Genomic DNA, 13,304 nt, shown 5'->3' on the forward strand with positions numbered 1-13,304 from the left:
GTTTTTTTCTAACCTAGCGCAATGTGGGCAGCCTGTGAACGGTCAATTCACAGGATTTAGATCACAAATGCCAAGATAAGCGGTAAAGTGACCACAGATAACACCGTCGAGGCCACGACAAGTCCGGCGACGGGTTGCGCCTCCGCGCCGTATTTTACCGCCAACATGTAAGAGGTCACCGCCACCGGCGTGGAGATTTGCAGGATCAGAACAGCGGCCGCCACAGGTTCCAGCCCGAACCAGACCGCCGCCCACCATCCTGCTGCGGCACAGACCACGGCTTTGGCGATAGAGAGGACAATCGCGAGGTTCATTGCTTTGGTTTCAAGGCGGGCGACGGCCACGCCGAGCGTGATCAACATCATCGGGATCGCCATTTGGCCGATCAGTTCCAGCGCGTTTGTCATAAAGACGGGCGTTTCCCAGCCGTGCCATAAGAACAAGCCGCCCAATAACGTGGCGGCAACCAGCGGCTCTTGGATTACCTTGGTTAACGAGCCACCGCCAGACACCAGCCAAATCCCGATTGTAAACGACAAGATCGCCATGACAGCAAACACGACGACCGCGTAGCCAAGTCCGATCTCACCAAAGGCGAACATAGCAAGCGGTAAGCCAAGATTGCCCGTGTTGCCGAAAACCAACGGCGCGAGGAACGTCTGAATGTCGAGTTTGAACAGCTTAATAATGACCAAAAATACAATGGCAACAAGGGTGTAGGCGACTAGGCTGGCAAGAGTCAGGGCCGCCAAGGCCTCTGGGTCGATCTGGGTTTTCATCAACGCCACAAAGATCAAACAAGGGACAGCCAGCGTCATGCAAATGCGGGTTACAAATTCGACACGGTACTCGAACCCCAACTTGACCCACGCAAAGCCAACAGCGGCCAAAATGAAAACAGGGGCAGAGATATTTAGGACTGTCAGTGCAAGGTTCACAGACTGTTTCCTCTTTTTAAGGGTGTTTGCCGTGGACTTTGGCAGGGTTCCACGGCTAGTAAAAGGGTGGGGGACGATAGTTATGTTTAAGACACGTGCAAAATATCACTTGGGCCAAGTTGTCCGTCATCGCAAACATCCGTTTCGCGGTGTAGTCTTTGACGTGGACGCAATGTTCTCGAATACCGACGCGTGGTACGAAGCGATCCCGGAAGAAAGTCGCCCAGAAAAAGGGCAACCGTTCTATCATTTACTCGCTGAGAATGACCAAAGTTATTATGTAGCCTACGTGTCCGAGCAAAATCTGGTTGCCGATTATTCGGGGCAACCGGTTGAACACCCTGATCTCGACGACCTATTTGGACCGTTCGAAGATGGGCATTACCCGCTCCAAGTGCAAATGAATTAAGGGGTTCGCGTGTCTTTTGACCGCTGATACCTTCTACATGTTGTACCTTATCACGACTTGAAAAATCCCGCGTTTACACGCGCGTTTCGCGCGTCGTGAACGAAAATTTCGTGCCATGACGTGAACTTAGCAAACCCATCCTTATGGGTAGGTTTGCATTTCTAACTCGACACACGGTCAAAGGTGCCACTACGATATATAGATATTCAGTGCGTTGCTCGCTCCTGATTTTCGATCTGCTGCTAATTGAAAGATAACTATTTTGGAACTCTTTGAAACTTACGTAGACATTCTACGCGCCGCTCATCTTTTCTGTTTTGCAATGGGCATGGGGACCGCCCTTTACTTCGACTTCCGATCTTTCCAATCGCTCTCCGACCCAATCGGCAAAGTCGATATCGAAGACCTGGAACACATTCACTTCTGGATCTCCGGTGCCTTTATCGGTCTCTGGATCACCGGTATCACGCTGATTTACATCCGCACCGGATTTCAGCTTGAAGCGTTTTCACCCAAATTATGGACCAAAGTTGCGATCATGGTCGTGATGACGCTGAACTCGTTCATGGTTGGTGCATTTATCCGGCCAATGATGCGCAGCAACATGATGCGCCCGATGATCTCACTGCCGCCGCTGCAATTCGCCATCGCAACCCAAGTCGCGGTGATCTCACTGTTTTGCTGGTCGTCGGGCCTATTGCTCGGGTCAAGTGCCGCACTCAAAACGGCCCCATGGGACGTTTTGTTGGTCATTTTCCCGATCTGGTTTGTGCTGCTCACCGTTGGCGGACATCTAACAATCATGGTGGTCCGCAAGCGGGCATTGGGCCAAGCTCCAGCACCCGCCGAATAGGTTAATAGCCCAAAGCGATCCCATCTTTGCGCGGATCGCTTGCGCCTTCCAGCACACCGCTATCGTGGATCGCAATCGCTTGCGATCCGCCCATCGGACCGGGCGGCGTGACGACGACATGCCCCATATCGGATAGCTCTTGGCGCACGCTATCCGCATAAGTGCTCTCCATCCGCAACTCGCCTGCATCAGCAAAACAACGCGGTGCATCCATTGCGGCCTGCATATCCATGCCGTAGTCGCGCATGTTGCTGATAAATCGCGCATGACCCGTCGGCTGATACGCCCCACCCATCACACCAAACGGCATGTATGGCCGCCCATCGCGACACAACAGCCCCGGAATAATCGTGTGCATCGGACGTTTGCCGCCCTTTGCCTCGTTTGGGTGACCGTCTTCCAAGGTAAAGCCAGCACCACGGTTCTGAAACAGAATCCCGAACTTATCGGATGCAAGCCCCGACCCAAACCCATGGAAAATAGAGTAGATCAACGAGACGGACATCCGGTCTTTGTCCACAACAGTAATGTAAACCGTGTCTTTATGCACGGCCTCGGCACCGGGCAGTCCTGCGGGCAACGCACGGCGAGGATCAATCAACGCGGCCAATTTCTCGGCCGTTTCATGCGCCAGCATGTGCGCCAAGCGAGCCGTATGATCAGGATCAGCAATCACGCGGTTACGGGTGTCATAAGCCAGCTTCGTCGCCTCAGCCTCAATGTGCGCACGCGCGGCACCCATTGGATCCATCGCGGCCAAATCGAAATGCTTCAGAATATTCAGGATCAAAATCGCCGTCGCACCTTGGCCATTCGGTGGATGCTCGTACAGGTCCAATCCGCCATATCCGCCACTAATCGGATCGGTGTAATCGCAGGACGCGGCGGCGAAATCCTCCAAAGTGTGCGTGCCACCCATCGCGTTCAGGGACGCGACCATATCCTCGGCCACTTCGCCGTCGTAGAAACCATCACGGCCATTCATCGCGATGCGGCGCAAAACCTCTGCCTGCTGCGGCGCACTGAAAAGCTGACCTGCAACGGGCGCTTTGCCATCCAACAAATACCGATCCCGCGCGGTGCCCTGCAAATCGCCCTGCAACTGATCCCAATCAAAGGCCACACGCGGGGCCACAGGAACACCCGCTTCAGCATAGTGAATCGCAGGGGCCAGCGATGCCCGTAGCCCGAGTTTGCCGTAGTCCTTTGATAACGTGCAAAAAGCATCCACAGCACCCGGTATCGTCACAGCTTCAGGCCCGCGCAGTGGCACCGTTTTATGCCCCTGTTCACGCAAAACAGCCGCATCCAGCCCAGCAGGTGCGCGCCCTGATCCGTTCAGTGCGATCACGCGATCCTCACCCAGCGGGGTCAGCAGCACAAAGCAATCGCCGCCAATACCTGTCATCTGCGGTTCGCAAATGCCCAGCAAGACAGCGCCCGCGATTGCGGCGTCAACTGCATTGCCGCCCGCTTCTAACATCTGCACCGCGACCTTGGCCGCCAATGGGTGCGACGTCGCGCACATGCCGTTGCTTGCAAAAGCCGCCGACCGACCCGGTGTAGAAAAATCGCGCATGATGTGCCCCCTTGTTGCCGACGACCTTACGAAAATACGGGATGGCCGCAACGCAAAACCTGTGCTTTTGCTTGGGGCATTTCCGGTCTAGCCTACGCGCAACTTGAGGGAGGTTTCAAAATGGAAAACGTTGTCATCACAGGGGCCGCACGCACAGCAATGGGCGGTTTCCAAGGGGTGTTCGCAGAGGTCGCCGCACCAACGCTCGGTGCCGCAGCGATCAAAGCAGCGGTTTCACAGTCGGGCGCATCCATTGACGAAGTTCTAATGGGCTGCGTTTTGCCCGCCGGATTAGGACAAGCACCCGCTCGCCAAGCCGCATTTCTAGCTGGTCTGGCCGAAAACGTCCCCGCCACAACGCTAAATAAAATGTGCGGCTCAGGCATGAAAGCCGCGATGATGGCCTTTGATCAAATTGCGGCTGGTGGCGCGGATCACATCGTTGCTGGCGGCATGGAAAGCATGACAAACGCCCCTTATCTGCTGCCGAAAATGCGGGCTGGTGCGCGGATTGGTCATCAAGCTGTGATCGACAGCATGTTCCTAGACGGGCTCGAAGATGCCTATGACAAAGGCCGCCTGATGGGTACATTCGCCGAAGATTGCGCCGATAAATTTAAATTCTCGCGGGCGGATCAAGATGACTACGCGCTGCAATCCCTCGCGTATGCGTTGAATGCTCAAAAGAACGGCGGCTTCTTGGACGAAATCGCGCCCGTGACTTTTGATACGCGCAGCGGCGCTGTGACAATCACCGAAGACGAACAACCCGGCAAAGCACGGCCCGACAAAATTCCAATGCTCAAACCGGCCTTCCGCAAAGACGGCAGCGTCACAGCCGCCAATGCGTCCTCGATTTCCGATGGTGCAGCAGCCCTTGTGTTGTCCGCACAAAGCAAAGCAACCGGACCCATTCGCGCCACGATCAAAGGCCACGCCAGCCACGGCCAAGCCCCCGGATGGTTCACCACGGCCCCGATTCCCGCCGCGCAAAAGTTGATGCACCGTCTCGGTTGGACCACAGGTGACGTCGACCTGTGGGAAGTGAACGAAGCCTTCGCCGTGGTACCAATGGCATTCATGCACGATCTCGGAATCCCACGCGACAAAATCAACGTAAACGGCGGCGCATGTGCATTGGGCCATCCCATCGGCGCATCAGGCGCACGGATCATTGTCACGCTTCTCAATGCTCTCGAAAAACGGAACCTCAAACGCGGCATCGCAGCCATCTGCATCGGTGGCGGCGAAGGTACGGCAATCGCGATCGAACGCCCCTAACTTCTTTGGTTCTTTCTATACCCCGGGGAGGTCTGGAGGGGCTGGCCCCTCCAGCATCGCGACGCGAAACGCGGCGCAATTTCAGTCACAACAGGTAAAACCATGCACGCAGACTACGGACTTCTTTCCAAAACCATCACCTCGCTGACCGAAGGCGAAGACGACACCGTGGCGCTTATGGCGACCATCGCGTGCGAGCTTCACCACAGTGATGACCGCTTTGACTGGACTGGTTTCTACCGCGTCACAGCACCCGAAATGCTAAAAATCGGCCCCTACCAAGGGGGGCACGGCTGCCTTCAAATCCCATTTTCGCGTGGGGTTTGCGGTGCCGCTGCACGGACTGGTCAAACCCAACTGGTCGACGATGTCGACGCCTTCCCAGGCCACATCGCCTGCGCATCTTCCACCCGCTCCGAGATCGTTCTTCCCGTTAAAAATAAGGCTGGCGATGTGATTGCAGTGCTGGATATCGATAGCAATCAACCTGCCGCCTTCACGCAGGACGATGTCACCGCATTGACCGCTATTCTGGATGGTACTTTCGCACGTTAAATCACTTCGTGGAATTACCGCGTGAAATTTTTCCTTGAATTTTCACGAATCTCTGCCACGGTGCTCGGGTAATCCTAGTCCCGTGGTCCCGATGAAACACGACATCCCCATCGACGCGCGCACCCTTGGTGCCGACTTGCGTGCCCTACGCAAAGCGCGGGGAATGACGCTGATCGCCTTGGCCGAAAAGTTGGGTAAATCCGTCGGCTGGCTGAGCCAAGTCGAACGCGACAAATCCAGCCCTACGGTTGCCGACTTGCGTGCCATGGCAGCGGTCCTCGACGTGTCGGTATCCAGCCTTTTCCGCACCAGCGCCGCGCCAGGTGAAGAAGGGCTGATCGTGCGCGCCGATGCCCGTCGCCCCATCGGATCGCGGGTTGCAGGATCGACCGAACAACTGCTTTCGCCTGATCTGACCGACGATTTCGAGATGATCCATTCCGTCTTCGAACCACACGCCTACCTGCCCGAACCCGCCACTCGCCCAACCCAAGAAGTCGGCTACATCGTTTCGGGCAACTTTGATCTGTGGATCGACGGGACACTTTTCCACTTAACCGCTGGCGACAGCTTTCGCATCCGTGGTCACACATACCGCTGGGCAAATCCGCATGACGCGCCCTGCGTCGTCATCTGGGTCATCGCCCCGCCAGTTTATTAAGCCGCTTCACGAAGGAGAAACCATGTCTGATTTTCCAACAACGGCGCGTGTCGTCATTATCGGTGGCGGCGTCGTGGGCGTATCCACGCTGTACCATCTCGCGAAAGAAGGCTGGACCGATTGCGTCTTGCTTGAAAAGAACGAACTGACGGCTGGATCGACGTGGCATGCGGCGGGCAATTGCCCAAACTTTGCGCCGAACTGGGCCGTGATGAACATGCAGCGGTATTCGCTCGAAATGTACCGGACTTTGGCCGACGACGTTGACTACCCAATGAACTATCACGTCACAGGTGCGTTGCGGCTTGGCCATACCAAAGAGCGCAAACAAGAGTTCGAACAAGTCTGCGCTCAAGCCCGCGCAATGGGCCTCCCGCTTGAGATGATCGGCATCGAAGATATGAAGGACTACAACCCCTTTGTCGCGACCCACGACTTGTCAGGTGTGCTGTGGGATCCGATGGACGGCGACATTGATCCCGCTCAACTGACCCAAGCGCTCGCGAAAGGCGCACGCGATCTGGGCGCTCGGATAGAACGCTTTTGCCCTGCCACTGGTGTCACGCAAAAGCCGTCTGGCGAATGGGTCGTGCACACGGATAAAGGCGATATCACCTGTGACAAGGTCGTGAATGCGGCAGGCTACTACGCCGCGCGCGTGGGTGAATGGTTCAAGCCCTACGGCGGGCGCGACGTGCCGTTAACCGTGATGTCGCACCAATACTTCCTAACCGAAGAAATCCTCGAGATCGCCGCATGGACTAAGGAAAACGGTAAGAAAACCCCGATGATCCGCGATGTGGACAGCAGTTATTACCTGCGTCAGGACAAAAATGGCCTCAACCTTGGGCCTTACGAGCGGAATTGCAAAGCGCATTGGACGACCAAAGACGACCCGATGCCGCATGACTTCAGCTTTCAACTATATCCCGACGATCTTGAACGGCTCGAATGGTATATCGAAGACGCGATGGCGCGTGTGCCGGTCCTTGGCACGGCTGGCGTTGGCCGCAATATCAACGGCCCGATCCCCTATGCGCCCGACGGTTTGCCGATGATTGGCCCGATGCCCGGTGTCACTAACGCTTACGAGGCGCATTCATTTACCTTTGGAATTGTGCAGGGCGGCGGCGCTGGAAAAGTCATGGCTGAATGGCTGATCCATGGCGAGACTGATATCGATATGTGGGCCTGTGATCCGCGGCGTTACACCGACTATGCCGATGCAGATTACTGCGAATCCAAAGCGTTAGAAACCTATGGCCATGAATACGGGATGCACTTCCCGCGTAAAAACTGGCCCGCTGGCCGCGATAAAAAGCTGTCGCCAAACCATACGACTTTGATCGCATCCGGCGCACAGATGGGCGCCTACAATGGCTGGGAACGGGCGAATTGGTTTGCGCACGACGGCGAAGATACGACGCTAGAGGCAACCGAAACGTGGGAACGCGCAGGCCCATGGAACGCCGCCATTGAGCGCGAAGTCACCGCCGCGACCAACGACGTCGCCGTGCTCGATATGCCCGGATTTTCGCGCTACACCTTAACTGGCGTTGGGGCGGCGGAATGGCTGCGCACCCAAATCGCTGGGGCCTTGCCCAAGGTGGGCCGCATGAATTTGGGCTATTTCACCGATACCCGCGGGCGCATCGTGACCGAAGTCACGATCATCCGTTGGGCCGACGACGATTTCTGGTTGATGACCGCCGCTGTCGCGCAATGGCACGACTTTGAATTTCTGCGCGACCGACTCACGTCCGGATTAACCATAACCGACATCACCAAAGATTGGTCGACGCATATCGTATCCGGCGAAAAATCCCGCGATCTGTTGGGGCAAGTTGGCGACGCTGACCTGTCCACGGGTTGGCTCACGATTCAAGACGCCACCATCGCGGGCAAGTCCTGCAAACTGTTCCGCATTAACTTTGGCGGCGAACTTGGCTGGGAAGTTCATACCGCCTTTGACGACGCCGCTACCGTCTACAAAGCGATACGCGACGCAGGGGCCACTCCATTCGGCATGTACGCCTTGAACGCAATGCGCATCGAAAAAGGTTACCGCACTTGGAAGGGCGACCTGTCCACCGACTACACGCTGCTTGAAGGCGGAATGGAGCGTTTCATCCGTTTCGACAAACCCCAAGACTTCCCTGGCAAGGCGTCATTACTTGCGGAAAAACAAAGGGGTAGCAAAAAAATGTTCTGTACGCTGACCTTTGATACACCCGCCGCTGCGGATGCGCCTTACATGTCACCGATCATGTTCGGGGACGAAGTGGTTGGTGAGACGACATCGGGTGATTTCGGCTACCGCGTGAACAAATCCATCGCCCTCGGGATGCTGCGCGCCGACCTGAACGTGCCGGGAACCAAGGTCGAAGTCGCGTTCTACGGCGCACGCCTCACCGCCACCGTGCAAGCGGATCAGCCGCTATGGGACCCCGAAAATGCGCGGATAAAAGCTTAACAGTCGCAGCCGCTATATTTGAAATTAACCATGAAAGGGCATGACATGACCCGTGAAATCACACTTCTCGATGGCGGTATGGGCCAAGAATTGGTCCATCGCACTGGCGACAATCCGACCCCGCTGTGGGCTACCGACGTCATGTACGCGCACCCGGGTCTGGTTGGGCAAATCCACAGTGATTATTTCAATGCGGGGGCTACGGTCGCCACGACCAACACCTATGCCATTCATCGCGACCGACTTGTTGGCACCGATTTTGAAAACAATTTCGAAGCTTTGGTAAACACCGCGTTAAAAGAAGCGGTCGATGTCAAACGCGCAGGCACGCGCATCGCCGGATCGATCGGGCCGTTGATCGCATCCTATAGACCGGACATTCATCCCGACATTACGAAAGCAACGCCGCTTTATGCCGAAGTCGCACAACTGCTCGAACCTGTGGTGGATCTGATTCTCGTCGAAACCGTGGCGTCTGTCAGCCATGCACAGTCGTCGCTCGCTGGGGCGAAAACGGCGGGAAAACCTGTGTGGATAGCGTTCACTTTGGACGATGAAGACGGGACAAAGTTGCGCTCCGGCGAAAGTCTGGCGGATGCAATTGCCGTCTGCGACGACGCCGACGCGCTGCTCGCGAATTGTTCGTCACCCGAGGCCTTGGATGCCGCAATGCCCATTCTAGCGCAATGCGACAAGCCATTCGGCGGCTACGCCAACGCCTTTACCATGATCACCAAAGCATTTCTTGCAGCCAAACCCACCGTCAGCGCCCTGCAGGAACGCCGTGACATGGGCCCTGACGCCTATGCGGCGCATGTGATGAAATGGGTGGCAGATGGGGCCACAATCGTCGGTGGCTGCTGCGAAGTTGGCCCAAAACATATCAAAGCCATCGCCGACGCGCTGCGTTCCGTTGGTTACAAAATCGTCTAACACCATTATTTCGCGAAAGGATTCGTCACGATGGCAACCCCTCCCAATCAGGCCCGCGTTGTCATTATTGGCGGCGGCGTCATCGGTTGTTCGGTCGCGTACCACCTCGCGAAACTGGGTTGGAAAGACGTGGTTTTACTGGAACGCAAGCAACTGACGTCAGGGACAACATGGCATGCGGCAGGGTTAATCGCACAGCTTCGCGCGACAGCGAACATGACCAAACTCGCGAAGTACTCACAAGAACTTTACGGTAATCTCGAAGCTGAAACTGGCGTCGCGACGGGTTTCAAGCGCAATGGTTCGATCACCGTCGCCTTAACAAACGAGCGTCGCGAAGAAATCTACCGCCAAGCCGCGATGGCCCGCGCCTTTGGTGTGGACGTCGAAGAAATCAGTCCCGCGGAAGTGAAGCAACGCTACGAACACCTCAACATCGAAGGCGTGACAGCGGGCGTCTATCTGCCGTTGGACGGGCAGGGTGATCCAGCCAATATCGCGCTCGCGCTCGCCAAAGGCGCACGGCAAAACGGCGCACAAGTCATTGAGCGGACTCTCGTGACAGGCGTGAAAAAAGACGGACGGCGTATCACTGGCGTCGTTTGGGAGCAGGGCGACCAAACGGGACACATCGCCTGCGATATGGTCGTGAATTGCGGTGGGATGTGGGGGCATCAAGTGGGCAAAATGTTGGGCACAAATGTTCCGCTGCACGCCTGCGAACACTTCTACATCGTCACCGAAAACATCCCGAACTTGACACAAATGCCGGTGCTCCGCGTGCCGGACGAGTGCGCGTATTACAAAGAAGACGCGGGTAAAATCTTGCTCGGCGCGTTTGAACCAAACGCCAAACCGTGGGCAATGGACGGCATCCCGCATGACTTTGAATTCGACCAACTGCCCGAAGATTTCGACCACTTCGAACCGATCTTAGAACGCGCGGTTGACCGCTTACCGATGCTCGCCGAGGCGGGGATACACACATTCTTTAACGGCCCAGAATCCTTCACGCCCGACGACGCTTATCACCTTGGTCTCGCCCCAGACATGGACAACGTCTGGGTCGCTGCGGGCTTTAATTCTATCGGCATTCAGTCAGCTGGCGGCGCGGGTATGGCGCTAGCCCAATGGATGGACACCGGCGAGAAACCGTTCGATTTGGGCGACGTCGATATCAGTCGGATGCAACCATTCCAAGGCAACAAAACCTACCTGATCGAGCGGTCCAAAGAAACACTCGGACTGCTCTACGCCGACCATTTTCCATTTCGCCAAAAAGCTACCGCACGCGGCATCCGGCGCACACCATTCCACGCGCATCTGCTTGAACGCGGTGCTGTCATGGGTGAACTCGCCGGATGGGAACGCGCCAATTGGTTCGCCCGAGATGGACAAAACCCAGCATATGAATACAGCTGGTCTCGACAAAACTTCTTTGACAACGTGCGCGATGAACACATGGCTGTCCGAGAAAACGTTGGTATGTATGACATGTCTTCCTTCGGTAAAATCCGTGTCGAAGGCCGAGACGCCATGGCGTTTATGAATTACATCGGGGGTGGCAACTTTGACGTGCCAGTCGGCAAAATTGTCTACACACAGTTCCTAAATTCCAAAGCAGGGATCGAGGCGGACGTGACCGTTACCCGCATCGAACCAGACTGCTTTTTGGTCGTTACACCAGCCGCCACACGCCTTGCAGACCAAACATGGATGCGCCGCAACACAGGCAATTTTAACGTCGTGATCACCGACGTGACTGCGGGCGAAGGCATCCTTGCAATCATGGGGCCACGCGCACGTGACGTATTACAATCCGTGTCGCCCAATGATTTCACAAACGAAACCAACCCATTCGGCACAGCGCAAGAAATCGAAATCGGCATGGGCACCGCCCGCGTCCATCGCGTGACCTACGTCGGTGAATTGGGGTGGGAGGTCTATGTGCCTGCGGATCAATGTGGCCACGTGTTCGAAACCATCGCGGCTGCTGGGCGTGATTTCAATCTAAAACTGTGCGGAATGCACATGATGGACACGTGCCGCATGGAAAAAGGGTTTCGTCATTTTGGCCATGACATCACATCAGAAGACCACGTTCTTGAAGCCGGTCTCGGCTTTGCGGTTAAGACGGAGAAGCCTGATTTCATTGGCCGCGACGCAGTTCTACGAAAACGTGAAACAGGTCTGAAACAGCGGCTTGTGCAGTTCAAACTCACCGACCCTAAACCACTTCTCTACCATAACGAACCGATCTTGCGCGATGGAAAAACCTGCGGTTACCTTTCATCGGGAGGTTACGGGCATCATGTCGGCGCGGCAATCGGGATGGGATACGTACCATGCGTCGAGCCGGGCGAAACCGTAGCAGATATGCTCGCCAGTGACTACGAAATTGATGTGATGGGCCGTAAAGTCAAAGCCGAAGTACAGTTGAAGCCGTTCTATGATCCTACAGGAGCACGTGCCAAAGCCTGATAAAAGCATTATTCGACAATGTTCATCGTCAGTTCCAGTGTCAGTTGATTGGTGTGATTTGTCCTGACGACAGTGCCGCCAAGCTGGCTTGCAAAATCGTCGAGTAGCGACGTGCAAAAATCGCCTTCGACGTGGTTTTCGCGATCATCAATGCTGCTTGTCGTCTCGGTCCAACTCAAGAAAACCTCATCGGACGTTTTGGGCGTGACTGCGAGTTCGATACTGTTCCGACCTGCCGATAGTGCCTCGCGTCGTGCGGCACTGTTGGCGATTTCGGACAGAAACATCGCAAGTGGTAAGATTTTGTCCGGATGGATCGCGATGTCTGGATTGCACTCAATCACCAAATGGGGGGGGGCTCTCGGGTCATCGACCAACAAAGAGGCAAGCGAGGCGTCGAGGATTTGGCGAATGCTGATTGGCTCGCCTGCTGCTGCATGCGTCAACATCGAATGCACCGTTGAAAATGCGTCGATTTGCGACCGTAACGTAGCTGCAAAGTCACGTTGGCTCTCGGCAGTGCTTTCGCCCAAATCGATCAGCCGACGAACAAGAGCAAAGGTGTTTTCAGCCTGTTTGTTGATCGCATCTGCGCGAATCTTCTGGTGCGTGACGTCCCATATAACACCGACCATGTACAATGGTGTGCCGTCCTCTGAGCGTTCGGTGACCTGTCCACGTGCGCCAAGCCACAAAAGTGGACAAGTGTCATCGATGCGGCGCCTGCGAAATTCGACGTCGTAAGATTTGTTTTCGCCTGTCCAGGCATGGTTAACAGCCGCGTGAACGTGACTGCTATCTGCAGGGTCCACAACTTCGTAAAAAGTTGTCATGTCCCAAGGTTGGCGATCATAATCCAAGCCCAGCAGGTTGGCCAGAAAACGGTCGCCCACGACTTCACCACTCGGGATGTTTAACGACCAACTGCCCATGCGACCCGCGTCTAGGGCGAGCAACGCGCGCGTTGGGGCGCTGAAACTCTCGTAAAGCGCAAGGCGTGCCTTTTCTGGCCGTGTTGGCACGGTAGTCATTGAGCGACCTCGTTCGTGACACCGCAGTGCGTGGGGATGCGTAAGGTGGCGATAGTTAATTATTGATCTCATGAACTGGTGATAAAGTGGATGTTTTCAGCATATGATAT

At 55.7% G+C, this 13,304-nt stretch carries 11 protein-coding genes; 8 read left to right on the top strand and 3 right to left on the bottom strand.

Translation table 11 applies throughout. The features are described from left to right. Positions 1 to 56 precede the first annotated feature (56 nt). Positions 57 to 938, bottom strand: coding sequence for an AEC family transporter (locus FHS72_RS01190; RefSeq protein ID WP_183524314.1), 882 nt, complete (start codon positions 936 to 938; stop codon positions 57 to 59). 82 nt (positions 939 to 1,020) lie between these two features. Between FHS72_RS01190 and hspQ the strand changes: the two genes are divergently transcribed. Both hspQ and FHS72_RS01200 read left to right on the top strand, forming a co-directional pair. After that, positions 1,021 to 1,347, top strand: a complete 327-nt coding sequence (gene hspQ, locus FHS72_RS01195) for a heat shock protein HspQ (RefSeq protein ID WP_183524316.1) — start codon at positions 1,021 to 1,023, stop codon at positions 1,345 to 1,347. Positions 1,348 to 1,609: 262 nt separating this feature from the next. Beyond that, positions 1,610 to 2,200: a hypothetical protein gene (locus FHS72_RS01200; RefSeq protein WP_183524320.1), complete on the top strand. Its 591-nt coding sequence runs from the start codon at positions 1,610 to 1,612 to the stop codon at positions 2,198 to 2,200. Between the two features lies 1 nt (position 2,201). Here the strand turns inward: FHS72_RS01200 and ggt are convergent, their stop codons facing one another. After that, complete coding sequence (ggt, locus tag FHS72_RS01205; RefSeq protein WP_183524323.1) at positions 2,202 to 3,779, bottom strand: gamma-glutamyltransferase; 1,578 nt, start codon at positions 3,777 to 3,779, stop codon at positions 2,202 to 2,204. A gap of 120 nt (positions 3,780 to 3,899) precedes the next feature. Between ggt and FHS72_RS01210 the strand changes: the two genes are divergently transcribed. From FHS72_RS01210 to FHS72_RS01235, 6 genes are all read left to right on the top strand, one after another. Then, positions 3,900 to 5,060 carry an acetyl-CoA C-acyltransferase gene (locus FHS72_RS01210; protein WP_183524326.1) on the top strand — a complete coding sequence of 387 codons (1,161 nt, stop codon included), beginning with the start codon at positions 3,900 to 3,902 and terminating at the stop codon, positions 5,058 to 5,060. A 102-nt stretch (positions 5,061 to 5,162) separates the two neighbouring features. Continuing rightward, entirely contained in the window at positions 5,163 to 5,615 is a 453-nt protein-coding gene (locus FHS72_RS01215) for a GAF domain-containing protein (protein ID WP_183524329.1), read from the top strand. Positions 5,616 to 5,706: 91 nt separating this feature from the next. Continuing rightward, positions 5,707 to 6,276: a helix-turn-helix domain-containing protein gene (locus tag FHS72_RS01220; protein WP_183524332.1), complete on the top strand. Its 570-nt coding sequence runs from the start codon at positions 5,707 to 5,709 to the stop codon at positions 6,274 to 6,276. A gap of 22 nt (positions 6,277 to 6,298) precedes the next feature. After that, a complete protein-coding gene (locus tag FHS72_RS01225; RefSeq protein ID WP_183524335.1) occupies positions 6,299 to 8,749 on the top strand; it encodes a GcvT family protein in 2,451 nt (816 codons plus the stop codon). A 45-nt stretch (positions 8,750 to 8,794) separates the two neighbouring features. After that, positions 8,795 to 9,682, top strand: coding sequence for a homocysteine S-methyltransferase family protein (locus tag FHS72_RS01230; protein WP_183524338.1), 888 nt, complete (start codon positions 8,795 to 8,797; stop codon positions 9,680 to 9,682). Between the two features lie 30 nt (positions 9,683 to 9,712). Further along, entirely contained in the window at positions 9,713 to 12,163 is a 2,451-nt protein-coding gene (locus FHS72_RS01235) for a GcvT family protein (RefSeq protein WP_183524341.1), read from the top strand. An 8-nt stretch (positions 12,164 to 12,171) separates the two neighbouring features. Here FHS72_RS01235 and FHS72_RS01240 read toward each other — a convergent pair whose 3' ends face one another. Further along, positions 12,172 to 13,194 (bottom strand): PAS domain-containing protein, encoded by a 1,023-nt coding sequence (locus FHS72_RS01240; protein ID WP_183524344.1) that lies wholly within the window; start codon positions 13,192 to 13,194, stop codon positions 12,172 to 12,174. Positions 13,195 to 13,304 lie beyond the last annotated feature (110 nt).

Source organism: Yoonia ponticola (assembly GCF_014199395.1).
Classification (GTDB): domain Bacteria; phylum Pseudomonadota; class Alphaproteobacteria; order Rhodobacterales; family Rhodobacteraceae; genus Yoonia; species Yoonia ponticola.